The organism is bacterium (assembly GCA_016702305.1).
Classification (GTDB): Bacteria; Electryoneota; RPQS01; order RPQS01; family RPQS01; genus JABWCQ01.
Map to the genome: position 1 here is coordinate 496,805 of JADJEH010000017.1, position 19,426 is coordinate 516,230.

The 19,426-nt window shown below is 58.1% G+C and carries 18 protein-coding genes; 7 read left to right on the forward strand and 11 right to left on the reverse strand.

Features of this window, described 5'->3' with window-relative positions; translation table 11 throughout:
- Window positions 1–50 precede the first annotated feature (50 nt).
- Window positions 51–1,307 carry a hypothetical protein gene (locus tag IPH10_13420; GenBank protein MBK6911904.1) on the forward strand — a complete coding sequence of 419 codons (1,257 nt, stop codon included), beginning with the start codon at window positions 51–53 and terminating at the stop codon, window positions 1,305–1,307.
- Between the two features lie 174 nt (window positions 1,308–1,481).
- The gene (locus tag IPH10_13425; protein MBK6911905.1) at window positions 1,482–2,708 is read left to right on the forward strand and encodes a hypothetical protein; all 1,227 of its coding nucleotides are present in this window, start codon (window positions 1,482–1,484) and stop codon (window positions 2,706–2,708) included.
- Between the two features lie 183 nt (window positions 2,709–2,891).
- Here IPH10_13425 and IPH10_13430 read toward each other — a convergent pair whose 3' ends face one another.
- The 7 genes from IPH10_13430 to IPH10_13460 form a co-directional block, all read right to left on the reverse strand.
- Window positions 2,892–3,794 (reverse strand): T9SS type A sorting domain-containing protein, encoded by a 903-nt coding sequence (locus IPH10_13430; GenBank protein MBK6911906.1) that lies wholly within the window; start codon window positions 3,792–3,794, stop codon window positions 2,892–2,894.
- Window positions 3,794–4,369, reverse strand: coding sequence for a sigma-70 family RNA polymerase sigma factor (locus IPH10_13435; protein MBK6911907.1), 576 nt, complete (start codon window positions 4,367–4,369; stop codon window positions 3,794–3,796). Before IPH10_13435 ends, IPH10_13430 begins: the two co-directional genes overlap by 1 nt.
- 198 nt (window positions 4,370–4,567) lie before the next feature.
- Complete coding sequence (locus tag IPH10_13440; GenBank protein ID MBK6911908.1) at window positions 4,568–4,873, reverse strand: hypothetical protein; 306 nt, start codon at window positions 4,871–4,873, stop codon at window positions 4,568–4,570.
- 30 nt (window positions 4,874–4,903) lie between these two features.
- On the reverse strand, window positions 4,904–5,677 hold the full coding sequence (locus tag IPH10_13445) for a hypothetical protein (GenBank protein MBK6911909.1): 774 nt from the start codon (window positions 5,675–5,677) through the stop codon (window positions 4,904–4,906).
- A gap of 167 nt (window positions 5,678–5,844) precedes the next feature.
- Complete coding sequence (locus IPH10_13450) at window positions 5,845–7,002, reverse strand: ChaN family lipoprotein (protein ID MBK6911910.1); 1,158 nt, start codon at window positions 7,000–7,002, stop codon at window positions 5,845–5,847.
- A gap of 47 nt (window positions 7,003–7,049) precedes the next feature.
- The gene (locus tag IPH10_13455; protein MBK6911911.1) at window positions 7,050–7,487 is read right to left on the reverse strand and encodes a hypothetical protein; all 438 of its coding nucleotides are present in this window, start codon (window positions 7,485–7,487) and stop codon (window positions 7,050–7,052) included.
- Between the two features lie 26 nt (window positions 7,488–7,513).
- Window positions 7,514–9,199 (reverse strand): T9SS type A sorting domain-containing protein, encoded by a 1,686-nt coding sequence (locus IPH10_13460; GenBank protein ID MBK6911912.1) that lies wholly within the window; start codon window positions 9,197–9,199, stop codon window positions 7,514–7,516.
- Window positions 9,200–9,413: 214 nt separating this feature from the next.
- Between IPH10_13460 and IPH10_13465 the strand changes: the two genes are divergently transcribed.
- Window positions 9,414–10,187, forward strand: coding sequence for a methyltransferase domain-containing protein (locus IPH10_13465; GenBank protein ID MBK6911913.1), 774 nt, complete (start codon window positions 9,414–9,416; stop codon window positions 10,185–10,187).
- Window positions 10,188–10,202: 15 nt separating this feature from the next.
- On the opposite strand, the gene IPH10_13470 is transcribed toward IPH10_13465, so the two are convergent.
- Window positions 10,203–11,723, reverse strand: coding sequence for a polysaccharide biosynthesis protein (locus IPH10_13470; protein ID MBK6911914.1), 1,521 nt, complete (start codon window positions 11,721–11,723; stop codon window positions 10,203–10,205).
- 90 nt (window positions 11,724–11,813) lie between these two features.
- Here IPH10_13470 and IPH10_13475 point away from each other — a divergent pair, with 90 nt between their 5' ends.
- The 4 genes from IPH10_13475 to IPH10_13490 are packed head-to-tail and all read left to right on the forward strand — an operon-like array spanning window position 11,814 to window position 16,529.
- A complete protein-coding gene (locus IPH10_13475; protein MBK6911915.1) occupies window positions 11,814–12,575 on the forward strand; it encodes a PHP domain-containing protein in 762 nt (253 codons plus the stop codon).
- Window positions 12,572–13,657 carry a histidinol-phosphate aminotransferase family protein gene (locus tag IPH10_13480; protein ID MBK6911916.1) on the forward strand — a complete coding sequence of 362 codons (1,086 nt, stop codon included), beginning with the start codon at window positions 12,572–12,574 and terminating at the stop codon, window positions 13,655–13,657. The genes IPH10_13475 and IPH10_13480 overlap by 4 nt, the downstream gene beginning before the upstream one ends.
- An 8-nt stretch (window positions 13,658–13,665) precedes the next feature.
- Entirely contained in the window at window positions 13,666–15,390 is a 1,725-nt protein-coding gene (locus IPH10_13485; GenBank protein ID MBK6911917.1) for a hypothetical protein, read from the forward strand.
- Window positions 15,391–15,404: 14 nt separating this feature from the next.
- Window positions 15,405–16,529 carry a glycosyltransferase family 4 protein gene (locus tag IPH10_13490; GenBank protein MBK6911918.1) on the forward strand — a complete coding sequence of 375 codons (1,125 nt, stop codon included), beginning with the start codon at window positions 15,405–15,407 and terminating at the stop codon, window positions 16,527–16,529.
- Window positions 16,530–16,602: 73 nt separating this feature from the next.
- On the opposite strand, the gene IPH10_13495 is transcribed toward IPH10_13490, so the two are convergent.
- Genes IPH10_13495 through IPH10_13505 form a run of 3 tightly spaced genes read right to left on the reverse strand, consistent with a single transcriptional unit; the run spans window position 16,603 to window position 19,351 of the window.
- Window positions 16,603–16,800: a hypothetical protein gene (locus tag IPH10_13495; protein MBK6911919.1), complete on the reverse strand. Its 198-nt coding sequence runs from the start codon at window positions 16,798–16,800 to the stop codon at window positions 16,603–16,605.
- A 14-nt stretch (window positions 16,801–16,814) separates the two neighbouring features.
- A complete protein-coding gene (gene feoB / locus IPH10_13500; GenBank protein MBK6911920.1) occupies window positions 16,815–19,049 on the reverse strand; it encodes a ferrous iron transport protein B in 2,235 nt (744 codons plus the stop codon).
- Window positions 19,049–19,351, reverse strand: coding sequence for a ferrous iron transport protein A (locus IPH10_13505; protein ID MBK6911921.1), 303 nt, complete (start codon window positions 19,349–19,351; stop codon window positions 19,049–19,051). Before IPH10_13505 ends, feoB begins: the two co-directional genes overlap by 1 nt.
- Window positions 19,352–19,426 lie beyond the last annotated feature (75 nt).

Below are 19,426 nucleotides of genomic sequence, written 5' to 3' on the forward strand. Positions count from 1 at the left end.
TCGAAATGAACCCATCTAGCAAGATCCGAAGGGCAACGAAGGCGCTACTCATGCGCCGACTACTGATGATTGCCATCCTGTACTGTGGCTTGCTTACGTGGGGCTGTGACAAAACATGCGAGTGTACCTACTCCCCTTCACCGACGGAACCGTCAGACGAAGCGAGCATTGTGGTGACCGGCCCGGACTCCACGGTCACGGCGTGGCGCGGTCATCCTCTGCGCATCACGTGGACATCGGCAAACGTCGTGGGCAGTGTGAAAATCCTTTACAGCCGGAATGATGGCGATACGTGGCCGTTCACCATCATAGAGAGTACGATCAATGAAGGCGAGTTCTTCTGGACCGGGGACGCTCCACTGACACGTCATTGCCGCGTTCGCATACAAACCACCGGATCACCGCTTGCCTACGGCGAAAGCCCGTCCTCTTTCACACTTCAGACTTATGGCTGGACCATTGATGGTCCGGCTTCGCTATTCACCGTTCGCGCTACTGCTACCAACGGAGTTGACCTGTTCGCTGTGGGTTCAGGCGGGTCCATCAATCAGCGCTTTGCCGCAACCGGTGAGTGGAGTGATCGAAACAGCGGCACAACGCGGGGACTCAACGACGTGCATTTCGTGGATCAGCAGGTAGGTTGGATATGCGGAGGCAACGGCGTGATTCGACGCACAACGAACGGCGGCGTCACTTGGAGTTCGATCCCCAGTGTCAATACGATTGAGGTCCGCGCGATCCATGGATTTGACAGTATGACGGCCATGGCCGCCAGCAATATGTTGTGGCACACGGCCAACGCCGGCGCATCATGGGACACCGTGGCAGGCATGGACACCGCTATCGTGAATCGGCTGTTCTTCCACGACAGCCAACGCGCCTGCGCTGTGGGTAACAACGGATTCATTGCGATCTCCGAAGACGGTGGTGAAACGTGGGCCGTAAGGAACTCTCATCTCTTTGCGACACTGGTTGATGTTCACTCCGCAGACGGGCAAACATATTATGCTGTGGCCTTGGAAGGCCAGGTGGTCAAGTCTGAGGATCGCGGGGAAACGTGGCGAGTCCTGGACCTTGACAACGCTCCGGCGCTAAGCTCCGTGCGTTCGCGGTCAGCACTCGAACTTCTGGTGGCGACCGGTGACTCGCGGCTGCTGCACAGCATTGACGGCGGCGATACATGGGTCTACTACAACGTTGGATCAGAACACTACTTCAACACCCTCCTGATCGAACCGACGGGTGATGGTTGGGTCGGAGGTTCGGGCAACGTGCTTTATCGCTTAGGTATCGTAGATTCCGAATAGGAGCGATTGGCGTCCAGTTGTTGCAGAGACGCGAAAAAGCCGGGGCAGTTGCCTCGGCTTTTCGCATTTTTCGCCGAGCGCCGATGTGTTATTCCGGGTCAGATTTGCTTCTATGCGAGGAGACGGGTAAATTCTTGTGCATCGAGTTTGGTTATATAATGTCCGGGTATATTCATGCGAATCTTCTTGTATTTATCAGTGGTCGGACAGTTACTGCTGTTCGCGGCGCCGTCCGTAGCAGACAGTTTGAATGTAAGCCGATTGAGCAGGTTTACGGCAACTTGGAATGAATGCTACGCCGTGAGCGTGCGCGACTCCTTCGCCTATGTGGCGGCGGGAGACTACGGGCTGCGGATTATCAATCTTGCGAACCCCGCGCAGCCCGTCGAAGTCGGATCCGTGGTGACGCCGGGTTGGATGTGGGGTATGACGGTGGCCGGCAACTACGCGTACGCCGGCGATGGATCGAGTGGCGTTCAGATTCTTGACATATCGAATCCGGCAGCACCCGTTCTGACTGGGACCTATAACACACCCGGCTTCGCGTGGGGCGTCGTCGTGGCCGGGAGTTACGCGTATGTCGCCGACTTGGACCGCGGATTGAGAATTCTGAATATCACCAATCCCGCCGCACCGACGCAAACGGGATTCTTTGACACGGCGGGCGAAGCCTCTGACGTGGTGATCGTCGGGAATCTTGTCTATTTGGCGGACGGCACCGGGGGACTCAGGATATTCAACGTCACCAATCCTGCCGCGCCAACGCAGACGGGAACCTACAACACGCCGGGCGTCGCGTATGGAGTGGCGGTGGCAGGAAACTACGCGTATGTTGCCGATGAAGCAGCCGGACTGCAAGTCATCAACGTCACCAATCCCGCGGTGCCGACGCTGACCGCTACTCTGAACACCGCGCAGACCGCGCTGAGCGTGAAGGTCTGGGATGACTTTGCCTTCGTCACCGACGGTTCGGGAGGGTTGCGGGTGATTGACATTTCAATGCCGTCAGCACCATTCGAGGTTGGCTTTTATGATGGACCGGGAACGTCGTGGAGTGTCGCGGTTGACGGCTGCAAGGCCGTTGTCGCGGAAGGAACGGCTTTAAGCACCTATGATGTGTCCGCGTGTGCCTGCCAAGTGCGACCGAATCCGCCGGGACAGTTGGTCATTCGCTGCGCGGATGTCCCGAACACCATCCGTCTGCAATGGAACCCCGTTGAGCAAGATGAAGCCGGGAACTCCATCAGCATCGCACGCTATGTGATCTACCGCGCACCGAGCCTCAACAGTGCCGTGTGGGATTCAATCGGAGTTCCAACGCCGCCCGACACGACCGTATTCATGGACGCAAACGCCACGGCGGAGATTCGTTTCTATCGTATCCGGGCCATAGGCGAGTAAGCGACCCTATAGGAGACAACAAGAAAGCCGAGGCTCATCACCTCGGCTTTTTGTTGTCGAGCCGGAAGCTCGAGCTATCGGTATCGCGTCAAACGCGGGCGGATTGGCATCCGCCCCTACATAAAAAACGCGGCGACCCCTTCGAGCCGCCGCGCAAGCGCAATGGTCCAGCGTCCACGCTGGCTACTTCATCAGGATCATCGTGCGGCTGAATTGGTTGTCGCCGACCTTCATTAGATAGAGATAGGTGCCGGTGGCGAGGTTTGAGCCGTCGAAACTGACCGTATGCGAACCGGCGGACTGATAACCGTTGACGAGTGTGGCCACTTCGCGGCCCGTCAGATCGAAGACCTTCAGCGAAACTTCCGCGCCCTCCTTCAACTCGAACGGAATCTGCGTCGTGGGGTTGAACGGATTCGGGTAGTTCTGCTTTAGCTCGAAGTTGCCGACCAGTTGCGGCGCTGCTTCGAAAGTCGGCGCTTCGGTATCCGTGCCTTCAATGATGCGTTCGACCTGGCCGTGCTCAGCATGCATTGCCTTTAGTTCTTCGGCTGTAATGGTCTTCTCACCATTCACCGTGAAAGTCTTGCCGCCATCCCGGCTTTCAATAACCATCGTCTTTTCCATCGGGCCCGAGCCGTCGCCTTTGTCTGTCACATCGGCTTCGACGAACACCATCTTCTTTGCGCCATCTTTCTTCAGCAATTCGGCATTGGCCGGATCGGCCGGATCAAAAGTCCACTCGCCATTGCCGCATTCGGTTCCCATCCGCTGCATGTGCGCGGCAACGGAATCGGCCGGGCCTTCGATCTCCATCGTCTGAATATGATACTCCTGCTTGCCGTCCGCGGACGTGAAGAAGGCCTCATGCCGGACGACGCGCACGACATCGTTCACCCAATTGGGATTGGCGACGGTCAAACCCGTCAAACCCACGACAAAGACGAGCGTGGCGGCGAGTACGGATGCGCGCATGCGGGCACGCGGCTTGGTCGAATGCAACTTGTTGCGCAGGGCCTGACGATGCGACGGGACCGACGAGTCGGGCGCATCAACATGATTCAGCTTCTGTTCCCAGTTTTCCATTAACGGTTCTCCATGGTTACCTGACCTGCCTCGATGCTGAATTCGCTGAAGTCTTCGCGCAGGCCCTGATCCGCGCGAAGTTGTGCGATGCCACGGTGAATCAGGGACTTCACCGTGCCGACCGGCCGCCCGAGGATGGCGGCAGTCTCCTCTATGGACATATACTCAAAGTACCTTAGGATCAACGGTGCGCGATAGCGCTCGGGCAGCTTGCGCAACGCCTTTTGTAAGAGTTGATAGCCTTCGTTGCGCTCGATTTGGAAATTTACGGCTTCGACTTCACCGTGGTCGCACTCAATTTCGCCGGTTTCCCGCCACCAGTGCTTGGGAAAGGGGATGACCCGAGTGATCTGCCGCCGCCGGAGTTCGCGCCGCCACTCATTCACGGCGATGCGAATCAGCCAGATCCTGGCCGGAACCTGCTCCCGAAAGCGCGGCCAAGCCCGGCAGGCGCGGCTCATCGTCTCGGCGGTCAGCTCCAACGCTGCCGCTGTATCTCCTGTAGTGTGCAGAAGATAGCGCCAGACATCGTCGTAATGGCGGTCGTAAATCTCTTCAAAAGGGGTCACGTTCATCGAGGCTCCACAGTGGGGGTTCATGAGAAGGAACCTGCGTCGAGGGGAAAGGTTGCACCAGCGTGGACGCCGGACCCATTGCCGCTGGCGCGTGATGCAAAAGCCGAGGTGATGAGCCTCGGCTTCCTTGTGGTCGAGCCGGAGGCTCGACCTAAGTACATTTGTCGAAGGCGGGCGGATTGCCATCCGCCCCTACATTTACGGGCGTCTTCGCGCTTCGACCTGCTCTTTCAGCCAGACCAGAGTCTCGAGAGTGTTCTCGGGATGATTGTTGAAGACCGCACAAGGCTCGCCTTCGGGGTTGATCAGGTAATAGCGCGGGTGCTCGGAGATGCCGCCGAATTGCTCGGAGAAACGACTCGTGCTCCAGACGAAGTTGAGATTCCATTCGCGACCGTTGGCGTCGGTGCTGTCGAGAAGCGCGCGCGCACCTTCAAGTTCACCGCCGGTGTGGAAGCAATAGAGCGGAAAGGGAAGATTGTTTTCGTATGACAATTGGTTCATAAGAGGCAGCGACCGCTGCACGCAGGTCTGTCAAAGGTAAGTCCAGCACTCGATGACCGAGTAGTGGCCCCGGAAGACATCTTTGGAGAGCTTGCTGCCGTCCTTGGCAAGCGTCACATCCAGTTCGAGCGGTGCGGTCGGCAAGGCTTGCGGCACCAGCGCAAAATACTCATCAGGCATCTTGTGCGTGGCATAGTGCGTCAGACGAAAGTCGCGGATGATCTTGTCGGCAGGGTCGCAAACCGCGCCGGCCTCGAAGGCCTTGATGGCCTTGTCGTCTTGTCCGAGCTGCTTGTAATAGAAGCCCGTGTAGAGATAGGTGTCGGGTCGCTCCGGATTGGATTTTATGGCGCGCTCCATGAGCTCAATCACGCGCGGCAGAGAATCCGGGCCACCCGCACCAATGGCGACGCCTTTGAGACGCAATCCCCAGTAGTCATTGGGATTGCCGGCGAGAATCTGATCGGCGACGCGATTCGAGATGGCTCCATCATTGGCGGCGCGAGCGTACAAATAGTGAGCGGCATTGCTGTTGTGAGAGTTGGCAAAATCTGAAAAGAACTTGACCGGGTTGTCAAGCAACGGAGTCAACGCATCCTGCGCGATGCGGCCGATGCTCACGTCGTCCGGGAATTTCTCCAGTGCGACGATCGCGATTTCCTTGCGCTTAATGTCATCCGGGGCATTCGCGAGGTCGGCGCGCAGCTTGGTCTCCGCCTCCGGAACGACATACAGCCTGGGCGAGTACTGCGCCTCCGCCTGGGCAAGCAAAGCCAGTAAACATAACAAAGTCAAAAGTTTCATCGGGCACCTCGGATTGGGTTGCGGGACCTCACCTATTGGCTTAGACGGGACGTAATCGAAAAAGTTACCGGCGCGGAAACAGAAGCCGAGGTGTTTGCCTCGGCTTTCTTGTTGGGCCCAACTGTTTGACCCCCCCTAACCCCCGGAGGACCGGGGGGAATGCCGAATCAATCGTATCTGCCCAGCCACCAGACCATTTTGGCGTCTTGCTGGATGACTTTGTTCAGTTCATCAATGGTCATCTTGCGCAGGCTGGGGTTGGGCGATTGGCGTTTGGCCGTTTCGTAATTCGTGCCGTTGATAAAATTCTCAATCGGCGTCACGCCTTTGTATTGACCGATCGGGCATTGGAAGATGTAGCCGTCGGCAAATTCGGCCAAGGTGAAGCCCGGGTAGCCCTGCGCGTAAACAGACGTTTCGCCGGGAAGTTGCCCGAACGGCGTGTCTTTCAAATCGAAACCGACGGGATAGTACGATGGGCCGAGTTTAGCGAATAGCGCGTCAATTTGCCCGTTCGCGGGATAGACGAAAATTCCGCCGTAGCCGTCGCGCGGCGGCCAGATGGCGTGCAGATAAATCGTCATCACGCGGTCGCCGAGCGTGTTCTTAAGAAAGTTGCCCATACGGCCCGTTTCGAAGCGCACAAATTCGCCGTCTATAACGATGGGCTGTTTGTAGCTCGAAAAACCGTGGTGAATACCGCAATGGACCAGCACTTTGTCTCCGCGCAAAGTGGCATCCACGACCGTTTGCGCCCACAGGTGCTCGCCGCCGCCGCGCCAGACCTTGCGCTTGATCTCGGAGTTGTCGCGATCTTCCTCCTTTTGGATGAAGCTCCAATCGGGCGAGTCGTTCACGCCGACAATACGAAATCTCGGTGCGCTGTCGGGCAAGGTCTGATTGAATTGCCACGCGACTTTGAAAATATCAACGTATTCCTGAAAGCCCCAGAACGGCAACTGGTTGAAGGTGATTTCCCTTGCCAATGCTTCATCATAAGCAGCGCCGCTTAACAAGCGGTCAATCAGCGGCTGGTCCTCGCGGCGCGCGAACTCGGTGGCGAAGACGCGCACGCCGTTCATGTAGCATTTGGGGATCAGCTCGTGATAAAGCTCGAGGTTCTGCTTGATGCGGTGGAACTCGCCGAGAATGACAACATCGTGATCCGCGAACTTGCTCAACACATAATCCGCCGGTGCGAGCTTGTTGTAATCGAGATAGTTCTGCAGCGCAGGCGCGAGCTTCTCATTCAGCGGCGGCGGCGCGTGCCGGTTCGTAGCGCAGGCGGAGAGGAGGAGAAGAGAAAGGAGAAGGATGTATTGCATATAGTTGAATAAAAATCAGCACATCATGCGCTGCCTTAACAAGTGCGCTATTTCTTGGGTTTCTGACCCGGAAAGCGGCAGAGTTTTCGAATTTCATCAATGATATCAGAACTAGTCAAGCCGACTGCTCCCGCACTGTCAGGTGCGATATTGGCAGGAGCATTGACCTCATAACCTATATGCTCCCAAGCATCGGGAACTATGCTTCCATGATGTGTGTAACTCTGCGTAAAATTGATAGCTTTTGCCAAACGGGCGATACGCAACACTTTAGCTGTATCGCAGCGTCCTTCGGTGACCGTATCGGCATGGTATGAATGAACCTTCAAGCGCCCATCAGCATAAAAGAGGACGGTAACCTGTCCTCCCATTGTCGTGCGTTGGAAGGTTATCACAGCTTCCCTCTTCAGACCGTCTAACAGATTGGGTTGAGCAAGTGACGGAGCGGCAATTGCCATGACAAGAAGCAGAAGTAGAGTTCTCATATTGACCTTCAAATCTTGCGATGAACCTACCGCATCAACAGCAATTTCGCCATCGCTTGTTCACTCCCAGCCGAGAGCTTGGCGAAATAGACGCCGCTGGGCTCTGACAGTTCGAGCGCGTGCGTGTGTGTACCGGACGCGCGATAGCCGAGATTCGATCTCAGCACTTGTTGACCGAGTGTGTTATAGACGGTTAACGACACGTCGGCGGGAGACGTGAGCGAGTAGCTAAGCGTGGTGCTGCCGTTGAAAGGATTCGGGAAGGCGGCGGAAAGGATGAAGGATGAAGGATGAATGTTGAATGGATCAGCGGCGGCATTTGGCTCGAAGACGGAATCAATGATCGCGACGAAGGCGTCCTGATCACCTAATCTGGTGTCGGTCCAGACGCAGACGGCTTTGTCGGCGGAGGCATGCCAGCCGATGTATTCGCCGATTAAGCCTGCATCGAGCGTGCCGGCGCCGGGATTGCATGAAACCTCGGTGATGCGCTCGTTGGCGCGCCACGTCTGACCGCCGTCTTCGCTGACGGTGAAATAGACATCCATCAACAAATTGTTGGGATCGTTGCGGCGGTCGTACCACGCGCACCAGACGCGGCCCGCTTCATCCACGGTAATCCACGGGTGAAACTGATCTACGGGATAGGCACGGTTTTCGTCATCAATCAGAACCGGTGTCGTCCATGTGTCACCGTGATTGTCGCTGCGCGTGAAAAAGACCTCGGTGTGATCGTGCGTCGCGTTGTCGTTGGTGTAGAGCGCGTAGATGCGGCCGCGGTTCGGGCCGGTCGTATTGTCCACGGCCATGACCATGTACGAAAAGACCAGCAGCGCCGGTTCGATGTTGGCGCTGGTGAAGCTCGTCGGAAAGAGATCGTCTTCGGCGGTCCAGGTCGTGCCGCCGTCTAATGAGCGCGAGAACATGATCGCGTCGTTGCTGTAGCTGCCCCACGTCAGATAGACTTCACCGTTGGGACCGGTCGCGACATTAGCCCATTGCACGGAGCGCGTGTCAGAAATAATTTGCGGAGGCGCATAGGCTTCACCGGGACGCTTATAGACGAGATTGATGTGCGTCGAGTCGTAGTTGCCGGTGTCCGGGTTGCGATAAAAGCGCGCCCAGGCCAGATAGTGCGTGCCCTGATAGGGCGAATCGGGCGAATTGTCAATTGCAAACATCTGCTTGTCTTCAAACGACGATTCGTCGGTTGTCAGCATCCCCCACACGGAGTCCTGCCACGTCACGCCGCCGTCGTACGATGACACGGAGAGCAGGCCGTTGTCGGTATTGCCGCCTTCTTCAAACGAGATGACGTTGGCCGTGAAGACGCCGTTGTGATCCACGGCCAGCGTGGGATCGCTCTGCCACGCGTAATACATCTGCGGGAAAAGCGTATCGTGCCACGTCGTACCGCCGTCGAGCGTATAGCCCACACCACAGCGCCGATAGCCTTCGCGGAAGTCGCGCCACACGGCCACCATGTTATCGGGATCGGTGGGATTGATGAGCACCTGCTCTTCATTCTGGATCTCACCCGAGTGGTCGCTGTTCAGCCGCTGATTCAGATATTCGTCAAAGCGCGGCGTGAAGGCGCGGTGCTCAAGCGGCACATGCTGCCAAACCGAGTGCGGCTTCTGAAATTCCTCAAGCGGCGTGACGCGGGCAAAGGCGAGGGAGGAAAGGAGGAGGAGTATTGGGATGCGGAACATGGTGCAAACCTCGTAAGCTGTTAGCTGTAATATACCTCTCCCGTTCGCGAGAGGCAACGGCACTTTTGTTGCAGAAGCGAGTTATTCTGCTATCTTAAGCAAGACGGCGGCGAATATCCCGTCGCTAACATGTTGATATTGTTATGGTTGAAACGATTGTTGTCCTTTCATAAGTCCTTGAATTGCCCCGAGTTGCCCAAGGGGCGTTAGAAATATGTCAGAACCTCTGCAAAACCCCCTGCCGAAAGGCGCTTTCCGGATGACGTACGAGCAGCAGTTGGCGCTCGTGCCGTGGCCGTTCAAGGGCTACTGGAAAACGCTGGCGGCGCGGAACCGCTACTACAATCACGAATTCATGCAGGCCTTCGGCGACGGACTCGAACACGAGCCGGTGCTGGAAGCGGGCTGCGGCGAAAGCAGCGACTTGACGCGCCGCGAAGTCAAGATGCACCACCTCGTGGGCATTGATCCGCTGCCGGATGATATTCTGAAAAACGAAGGCCTTAAGTTCAAGGCCATCGGCGTCCTGGAAGACCTGCCCTTTCGCGAGGAGTACTTTTCGGCGTACTACAGCGATTCGGTGTACGAGCACATTGACGATCCGGCCAAGTGCTGCAACGAGGCGTTTCGCGTGCTGAAGCCGGGCGGCAAGATTCTGATTAACACCAACTCCGTGTTCAATCCGTTCATGTTCCCGAACAAATTTCTCTCGATCAAGTGGCGCGAGCGACTGAAGCGCTCAGCTAAGATTCAGAGTGAGGGGACATTCCGCGCACCGTACAAGATCAACACCGCGCGACGGCTAAAAAAATACCTGCGCGAGGCAGGTTTTGTGGATATTCAGATCTATCGTTGGGGCGTACCCTCGATGTACCGGCCCAAGTGGGTGCTCTTTCTCTTGCTGTGCATGGAACTCTTGGGCGAGACGCCGCTGTTTTGCGGGCTCAAACATAGGTTGATGGCGACGGCGCGGAAGCCAGCGCGCTAACCCCCGTGCGCAGCATCAGAATTTCCAGAGCGGCTTCGGCAGTTTGCTGTTGATGAAATCGCGTTCTTCTTTTGAGAAGCCGCGATTGATCAGTGAGAACAGCAGGAACAGCACGCTGAAGATGAACACACTGGCGATGACGCCGAGCAGGCTGTTCAGATAGGGTTTCAGTAAATAGATGACGGCTCCGGCCGCGACAGCATTCAGCCAGATGCGAATGTTGCCCCAGACATCCATGCGCGCATTGGCGATGCGCTTGACGTTGTAATAGACGATGTTGTTCTGTAACACCATCGCCAGCCCCGTAATCCAGGGCATGACATTGTAGCCGTATTTCGGCAAGAGCAGCACGCCTGCGATGATCTTCAACACGCCCGCGATCTTGGCGTAGATAAGAATATCCACCCGCTCGTGGTTTTGCATCATCAGCCCGAGCGGCTGTCGCAGCGAGACGGCCGGGAGAAACAGCGCCATCACCGCGACGAGCATCCAGGCGTCGGCATAGCGCGGATCGAAAACGTAAATGATCACTTCCTTGGACATCACGGCCAGCCAAACGGCGACCGCAACGGTGGGGAAGAGCGTGGCTTTGATCAGCAGGCGGAAGCCAAACTCGGCTTTCTCCTTATTCGCGCCGTACTCGCTGAAAAAGAGCGGCTGCACGACCGGGCCAAGCATCTTCATCGGCAGCACTTTTTGCGCGAGGTCGTTGATGCGGTTGGCCAGTCCGTAAAAGCCCGTGGCGATGCCGCCAAGCATCCCGCTGACCAGAAAGAAATCCGTGGCGACAGAGAGAATCGAAACGCCAATCTCATTGAGATAGCTCAGGCTCGCGAATCTCTTCATCCGCGGCCAGTCAAGCGCGGGCGCGGCGGATTCCGACGGGGATACGTTCGTGCGGCGATAGGCGAGGGCGTAGAAGATCAGGCAGCCGAGCAGCGCAAGACCTTCGGCGATGACGACGGCCATGAAATCGCGGTAGAGAAAATACACGCCGCCCAGCAGTAAGAGCCGCACGGTGTTGTAGGCGAGCGTGACATTGAAGATCGTCTGCTGACGAAAGACCGCGCTGAAGACCAGATGATAGACTTCGGTCAGCAGATAGAGTATCGCGGCAAGACTGAAGACGCGCAGGATGTCCGTGTCGCCGGGGAAATTGATCCAGCGCGAGATCTGCGGCGCGAGGAAGAAAACCACCGCACTCGTGCCCAGCGCGACCAGGAGTTGCGCACGCATTACCGTCTTGAAAATCGTGTGTACACCGCGCCAATCGTGCAGGTTGAAGCGCTCGGGAATGTAACGCGTCAAGAGATTGGGTGCGCCAAGCTGAAAGACCATCGAGAGATTGACCATCACTCCGATGAACAGCAGCGAGTAGAGTCCGTACTGTTCTACGGTCAAAACATCGAGCAGCAATTTGATGACGATGTAGGAAAACACGGCCCCAATCGCCTTGCCCAACAGGGAAAAGGCGGCGTTGCGCAGCGTGCGGCGGCGCGGCTTCGTGCCGGAAGATGTGTTTAAGTCGTCGGACAAGATGCGGTTGACTTGATTGTCTCTGAAGAAACTGGTATGTTACTGACTCAGTTGAAGAGGTTGCGAACGCCGAAAGGCCGCTGATTCACCGTGTTTCGCTACGATCTGCATACGCACTCCTGCGCTTCGCATGACTGTAAGACCCGTTACCGCGATCTGGTCGAGATGACTCGGCGCCGCGGACTAACGGGCATTGCCCTGACGGATCATGACACAATCGAGGGCTGCGCAGCGCTCCAAAGTATTTGGCCGGAGGATTTGCATTTGATCCACGGCTGCGAACGCACGCTGGAGGACGGCTCACACATCATCGGACTGTTTCTGAGTGACGTTCTGCGCGGCTCTACGCTGCGCGACGTGGTAGCGGAGATTCGTGCACAGGGCGGCCTGATCTATCTGCCGCATCCGTATCGCGAATATTCAGGCGTGCTCGGTGCAGCGGCGCAGCATTCGGAAGACGATCGCGCTTGGATCGCCGCCCAGGCCGACTTAATCGAGATCTACAATCGCAAATGCACCGCGGCGGAAAACGCCCGGGCGCTGGCGCTGGCGAACGAACTGCAGAAAAACTTCGCGGGGGGCAGCGACGCGCATCGCCCGCATGAAATCGGTTTCGGCGTGACTGAATTCGCGGCGCGCCTGAGTCCGACGGAATTTACCACACACGCCGCCCTTGGTCTGTCCGAGCAGGCCGCCGCCTTGCAGACGGCGCATCGTGAGGTGACGCCAAGCACGCGGCCACGAGACGTGGTACGCAATTTATTGAAAGACACCGGACTGCTGAAACCGGCGCGCTCCTTGCGCAATCGCTGGCTCAGCCGTCAACAACCTTCGCTCATACGATACCGATGAACCCGAACGCATTTTCCGTCAATCGGCTGGATACGATTCAGCCGTATAAACCAAGCAATCAGGTCGCGTGGTTCCTGCCGCCGGAATCCCGCCCGCTTAAACTCGATTGGAACGAGTCCCCGTTGCCGCCGTCTTCGAAAGTGCAGGCGGCCGTGCGCAAGTTCCTCGAACATCCAAACGCGCTGAACTGGTATCCCGATGCGAACTCGCATGATTTGCGCATTAAACTCGGGCAGCATTGGCAGGTGGCTGAGGAGTGCGTGCAAACCTACTGCGGTTCGGATTCAGCGCTGCATTCGGCGGTGCGGATTTTCACGCGGACCGGCGAAACGGTGCTGATGGTGTCGCCGACGTATGACAATTTCCGCATTTATGCGCTCGAAGCACAGTGCAAGGTCGTGCTCGACGGTCCGCAGGACATCTACACGCTTACGGGAGCCGAGCTGGCCGCGCTTGTCGAAAAACACAAACCGCGTCTCGTCTACCTGTCCAATCCCAATAATCCGACGGGTTGGCTTGTGCCGGAGCGTGACATCGTCGAGACGGCGCAGCGCTTCCCCGAAACAATGTTCATCGTGGATGAGGCGTACGCCGAGTTCTCGGGGGTGACGGTGATTCCGCGCGCAGTGGACCTGGCCAATTTGGTCGTGTTCCGCACGTTCTCCAAGGCCTACGGGTTGGCCGGACTGCGCATCGGTTACGTGATTGGCTCCCCCGGCAATATCGCCAATCTAAACTTGATTCGCAACGGCAAGAACGTCTCCATGATCGGCCAGGTGGCGGCGATTGCGGCGCTGGACGATCAAGATTACCTCAAGGAGATCCTCGAGCGCGTCCGGGCCGGCGAGCAGATTCTCGAGGACGGGCTGACGCGGCTGGGCTTCGGTTACCGTGCCTCACCCGCGAATTTCGTCTTGGTGAAATTCCCCGATGCCAAGCGCGTGCAGGACGGCTTGGTCGAACAGAATGCGTTCGTGCGTTCAATGAGCCACCTGCCGGGCATGGAAGGCTATTTGCGCATTACGCTGGGCGACCGTGAGCAGATGACGCGGTTCATGGCGGCCTTGGAAAAAACGCTCTAAGACCCTCGATGTGGATTGCCTTCACGCTGAAGCGTGGTGAAGCCGCGGACGCGGCGCGCGTCGTGCGCGGCGCCACGTGGAATCTGGTCATCGAGCGCGACGACCACAACGGTCCGTTCTATCCGCACGTTCTCGAAGCGGATGGAGCGGATCGTTTTCGTTTTGTGGCCGGACGCATCGTCGGACACGCACATAACACGCTGCCCGATGTGCCGCCCTTCGCGGGCGCGCGCGAGCCGGACGGCGGTTTCATTGCGCTTGAGTTTGACAAAGCGAGCGGCACACTGAAGATCGCGTCGGACGTGTTCAATGCGCAGCGCTGGTTCTATCGGCAGACGGAAGACGGCTGGCTAATCGCCAATTCGCTGCGGTGGCTTTATCGCGTGAGCGCCGTGAAACCTGCGCTCGAACTACGCGCGGTGCCGTATCTGTTGCGCATGGGCTACATTCCCGAGCCGTACACGCCGCTGACCGGCGTGTTAAGTTTAGCGACGGGCCAGCAGCTCGAGATCGAGCACGGCACTGCGACCGTCAGGCAGCGCGCGGCCATTCCCGTTGAACGGCGTGCAACAACGATCAGCGCCGACGCACCGCACCAGATCGCCGAACTGCTGCGCGACGAAGTGAAGCGGCAAATCGGCGGACTCGAACAGGTGTGGATTCCTCTGTCAGGCGGCATTGACTCACGCTTTCTGCTGGCATGCGCACTGACAGCGGTGCCCGCGGAGGCGATTCACACGATGACATTCGGCAGCAGTCATTCGCTCGACGTGCGCATCGGTTCGGCGCTCGCCAGACAGTGCGGCGTGAAGAATGTCACCTTGCCGTTAGACGAGCGCTCGATTGCGCCGATACTTGACGACAATTTCGCCGTGGCCGAGGGCGTATATTGGACGGTGCCGGACTACCCGGTGCGCGCATTCGGCGAAGCGCTGCCAGACAATACGATTGCTCTGAGCGGATTCGTCGGCGACCCCGTGTTCGGTTCCAAGGAAGGCAAGTTGAGCATACTCGAAGCGGCGGCGGGACGCGAGAATGAGCTGGCGAAGACGTTCTGGAAAGGCGGTACGTATGTCAGCGAAGAGATTGTCAACGCGCTGTGCGACTCAAACGAACACGACCCGCTGAAGGTCAAAGACATCTTCCGCGCGATCCCCGGGCGCACGATGATGGAGCGCTACGACTATTGGTATTTTGGGCAGCACAGCGTCAACCGCACAATGTTCGCCGTAACACCCGCACGGGCCAAAGCGTTTTACGCGATGCCGTTTATCGCGAACCCGGTGCTTGATCTGGCCTTTGCTCTACCGACTGAATTGCGCCGCGGGCAACACGCATATTTTGCCGCGCTCGAAACGGGCTTTCCCGAGTTCTACAACTTTCCCACTACGCGCAATCACGGTTTTCCGCTGCACGTGCGGCGTTCGCCGGCGCTGGCATTGACACGCGTGCGGCGCGGACTGTTGCGCGCGTTGGATGAAAAGCTGGGAAACCGCTTCGGCTGGCACCTGTTTCATTCACCGCGCGCCAACTACGCGCATCCGCGCGAATTGCTGCGCCGGAAGCATCGCGCCGACGTGTTGAGCGCGCTCGACGCGCTGCGTGCGATGCCGGTGTTGAACCGCGCACAGTTGGAAAAAATCGGGCGGCACGTGACGCGCGGCTACGGCGTGGATCCGTTGCTGCTGCGCGGACTCTTGACACTGGCGCAGTGGTTGAAGGAATATCGGTAGCGAAGGAGCGCAAGTTGCCGAAAATTCTCTTCGTCACGCAGTACCACTATCTGCGCTATACCGGCGGCGCGGAATTGCAGTGCTGGATGCTGGCGCGGGAGTTTGCGCGACGCGGGTGGGACGTGCATTACGTGAGCGAGAACAACCGGCCCGACGCCCCGCGTGAGCTCGACTCGATTCGACTGCACTATCTGCCCGAACTGCCGCATTGGCGCGATGGAAACCGCCGACAATTGGCCGATGTGTTCGAGAAGGTGCGGCCGGACGTGGTGTATAACCGCGTGTTCAACCTCTACACGCATCACGCTATGACACTCGCGCCGCGCGAGGCCGTGACGGTCTGGGCGTCGGCTTTTGTGCATGACGGAAGCGTCACGGCGACGCTGCCGGAATTGTGGGCCACGAAATCGCTGAAACAGTTTCTCGTGCTGGTGCATCGCACGCTCACGATTCGCGCGCGGGCGCGAAGGGCGGCGCTGGCCGCGAAAATTCAATTGGCGCAATCCAACGAGCAGATCGAAATACTGCGCTCGCGCGATTTTGCGCCGGTGCTCTTGCGCAATAGCTTCGAGTTTCCTGCCGACATGCAGGTGCAGACGCACGACGGCAAGCCGCTCGTCCTGTGGGTGGGCGGCGTCAAGCAGCGCAAACGACCGGAGCTCTTCTACGAATTGGCGCGGCGCTGCCAGGACATAGATTGCGAGTTTGTGATGGCGGGCGAACTACAGGACGAACAGAGCAAGCAGCCGCTCGCTGCGGCGCAGCGCGAGCTGAAGAACTTCCGCTATGCGGGATTCGTGCCCGCGGATATTGTGGGCAAGCTCTATGAACGTGCGCATGTGTTCGTCTCGACGAGTCAATCGGAAGGATTTCCGAACACGTTCATTCAAGCGTGGCAGCGGGGTGTGCCCGTGCTCTCGCTCGACATTGATCCTGATGGCTTGTTGTCGGACGAAGGAATGGGCGTGCTGGCGCAAAACATGAATGACATGGAATCGCAACTTCGAGGAATGCTGGCCGACCCACAGCGGCGCCGCGTGATGGGGCAGCGCGCGCATGACGTGGCGCGGCGCGAATTCAATTTGGAGGCCAACGTAAATCGGCTGGAAGAGATGATCCGCGCGAAGATGCGGAGTTAGTGCGGCCGGTTCCGCTATTCCCGTGAGCAGTTGGAAATGGAAAATGAAGCGGGCGCCGTGAAGCGCCCGTTTGCTATTTCATTTTGGAAAGCTCGATGCGTTCTCGAGCTTTGCGGATTTCGATAATCGGACAGCTATCACAGGCCTCCACATGGCCGGTGCTCCAATCACGTGCAATCGTCTTGGCCTTTCGCAGCTTGCGCCACGCGAGATAGAGAATCGCGGCGGCGACGACGGTGATGACCAGAAGAATGTCAAGAGTCGGGGTCATCTACTTGGCGACGGTTAGCTGAGGCCGATCAGTTTGCCGCCTTGATAGACGGCGAAGGCGCCGACCCACGCCAACACGGTCATATAGGCGATCATGAAAACGGGCCAGCTCCAGGAATTGGTTTCGCGGCGCACGATGGCGACTGTGGACATGCACTGACAGGCCAGCACAAAAAACACCATCAAGGCGATGCCGACCAAGGGAGTGTAGAGCGGCGCACCCGCTTCATTTGTCGCGGATTGTAAAGTCTGGCGCAGCGTGGTGGCATCTTCGTCGTCGGCGGAGATGCCGTGTACGACCGCCAGCGAACTGACAAAAACCTCGCGCGCGGCGAAGCTGGCGATAATGCCGATACCCATGCGCCAATCAAATCCCAGCGGCGCGATGACCGGTTCAATCAGCTTGCCCATCTGACCGCCAATGGAATTCTCGGTGTGCTGCGCGGCCTGCCGCATGTCAATCTGGCTCAAAGCCGCGGCTCGCGCGTCGGCATCGAGGACGCTATTGGTGAGCACAGCCTGCCGTTCCAGATCGAACCCGGCGACGTTCGTGGGCGCCAGCTCGATGTTCATCAATGCCCACAGAATAATCGTCACGGCCAGAATCACCGTGCCCGCGCGAATCATGAAGAGCTTGGCACGGTCCACGAGATTCATCAACACGGATTGCAGCGACGGCAGCTTATAGGTCGGAAGTTCGAGATAGAGCGGCGGCGGCGGACTTCTCAGAATGGTCTTCTTGAACAGCGCCGCAATCGAAATGCCCGCGAACACGGAAAGCAAATACATGCTCATCAGAATGAGTCCGCCGACCGTGAAGACGCCCCAGACTCGCTCGTTGGCCGCGAACACGGTGCCGATGATCAAGGTGTAGACGGGTAGCCGCGCACTGCATGACATCAACGGCGCGACGAGTATCGTGACCAGGCGATCCTTCTTCCCGGCAATCGTGCGCGTAGCCATGATGCCCGGGACGGCACAGGCGAAACTCGAGAGCAGCGGCACAAATGCGCGGCCATCGAGGCCGACTTTGGCCATAATGCGATCCATGAGAAACGCGGCCCGCGCCATATAACCCGAGTCTTCCATCAGGCCGATAAACAAAAACAACAAGAGAATCTGCGGCAGGAAAACGATAACATTGCCCGCTCCGGCAATCGCACCGTCAATCACGAGATTGCGGAACAGGCCGGGTGACATGATCGAGGCCACATGGTTCGAGATCCAGCCGATCAGCCCTTCGGCGGCGCCCATCGCGGGTTCAGCCCACGAAAAAATGGACTGAAAGACAAAGGCCATCACGCCCAGAAAAATGATCGGTCCGAACAGACGATGCAGGAGCACACGGTCGAGTGCTTCGGTCACGCGGTGCGGCAGGTCCTGCTCGACCGCCGCTGACAGCACCATTAGGTTACGCAAGTACTGATAGCGCGCACTGGTCTCGATGGCGCGAATTTCTATCGTGGTTAGCTTGCGTTTGTCGAGCACGCGCTTGGCCAGCGCCGTTTGCGTGGGCGATACGTGTATGGCTTCGTCGCCGTCCAAGGTCGAGACCAGGAGCCACAGCGCTTCGGCGCGGGCGTTCTCTTCCCGCGCAAGACCGCTCTGTTCGAGCCCTTCGGCCAATTCGCGGACCGTGCTTTCGAGCGGCTCGGGCAACGCGTCAATAAAGCGCGGCAACTGCGCGGCCGGTCCATCCGTGTGACGGTCGGCGGCAAGTTGTGCGAGCAGGTCGCTAACGCCTTCGCCGGTGCGCGCAACGATCGGAACAACGGGGCAGCCGATCGCGGCGGAAAGTTTCTGACTATCAATATGGAAGCCGCGCTCGCGCGCGATGTCCATCATATTCAACGCGACGATCAGCCGCACACCCATGTCGCGCAATTGCGTCGCGAAATACAGATTGCGGCGCACATTGGAAGCATCGAGCACTACGATGACCGAGTCCGGACGACCAAGCCCCGCGCTCTCGCCGACTAAGACGTCATGCGAAATCTGTTCCTCGGGAGAGCGCGCGGCGAAGCTGTACGTGCCGGGCAAGTCCACGAGATCCACAACCTCCCCGGACGGCAAGGTGAGCAGTCCGACCTTGCGTTCAACGGTGACGCCCGGATAGTTGCCGACTTTGTGACGCGCCCCCGTCAGACGATTGAACAGCGTCGTCTTCCCGGAATTGGGATTGCCCGCAACAGCAACAAGCCGACGTGTTGGCGTCGGCTGGTGCGAAATCTCACGCGAAGTAGGCGTCATTAGTCCGTGTTCAGGGCTGGCAGGGGATTCACCAGAAGATGGCGTGCGTCTTCGCGACGGACCGCCAAGGTGCAACCGGGCAGGCGGATGCTAAATGGGCTATTCAGCGGCGCGGTACGCTCGACGGTCACGGACGTACCGGGAATAAGCCCCATTTCCATCAGACGGAGGATGTTCTCGGAGGGATCCTGGATCTCAATGATCTCGCAACGGCTCCCAAGCGGCATGCTGTCCAAGGGACACAGGTCTTCGGCATTTCCTGTGTACTGGCACCTAAGACACTGATAGCACTTATCTTCCATCTTATTTGTTAGAGCTCTCTAACTTTAGGGCATTATTCTTCGAGCAATCTTAGCTTTTCATGTGCAAATATGCAC

Bases quoted from the DNA above. Each gene is read 5' to 3' on its own strand.
- IPH10_13430 (MBK6911906.1), bottom strand. From the start codon at position 3,794: ATGGAAAACTGGGAACAGAAGCTGAATCATGTTGATGCGCCCGACTCG.
- IPH10_13460 (MBK6911912.1), bottom strand. From the start codon at position 9,199: ATGTTCCGCATCCCAATACTCCTCCTCCTTTCCTCCCTCGCCTTTGCC.
- IPH10_13425 (MBK6911905.1), top strand. From the start codon at position 1,482: ATGCGAATCTTCTTGTATTTATCAGTGGTCGGACAGTTACTGCTGTTC.
- feoB (MBK6911920.1), bottom strand. From the start codon at position 19,049: ATGACGCCTACTTCGCGTGAGATTTCGCACCAGCCGACGCCAACACGT.
- IPH10_13455 (MBK6911911.1), bottom strand. From the start codon at position 7,487: ATGAGAACTCTACTTCTGCTTCTTGTCATGGCAATTGCCGCTCCGTCA.
- IPH10_13435 (MBK6911907.1), bottom strand. From the start codon at position 4,369: ATGAACGTGACCCCTTTTGAAGAGATTTACGACCGCCATTACGACGAT.
- IPH10_13440 (MBK6911908.1), bottom strand. From the start codon at position 4,873: ATGAACCAATTGTCATACGAAAACAATCTTCCCTTTCCGCTCTATTGC.
- IPH10_13450 (MBK6911910.1), bottom strand. From the start codon at position 7,002: ATGCAATACATCCTTCTCCTTTCTCTTCTCCTCCTCTCCGCCTGCGCT.
- IPH10_13495 (MBK6911919.1), bottom strand. From the start codon at position 16,800: ATGACCCCGACTCTTGACATTCTTCTGGTCATCACCGTCGTCGCCGCC.
- IPH10_13465 (MBK6911913.1), top strand. From the start codon at position 9,414: ATGTCAGAACCTCTGCAAAACCCCCTGCCGAAAGGCGCTTTCCGGATG.
- IPH10_13420 (MBK6911904.1), top strand. From the start codon at position 51: ATGCGCCGACTACTGATGATTGCCATCCTGTACTGTGGCTTGCTTACG.
- IPH10_13480 (MBK6911916.1), top strand. From the start codon at position 12,572: ATGAACCCGAACGCATTTTCCGTCAATCGGCTGGATACGATTCAGCCG.
- IPH10_13505 (MBK6911921.1), bottom strand. From the start codon at position 19,351: ATGGAAGATAAGTGCTATCAGTGTCTTAGGTGCCAGTACACAGGAAAT.
- IPH10_13445 (MBK6911909.1), bottom strand. From the start codon at position 5,677: ATGAAACTTTTGACTTTGTTATGTTTACTGGCTTTGCTTGCCCAGGCG.
- IPH10_13485 (MBK6911917.1), top strand. From the start codon at position 13,666: ATGTGGATTGCCTTCACGCTGAAGCGTGGTGAAGCCGCGGACGCGGCG.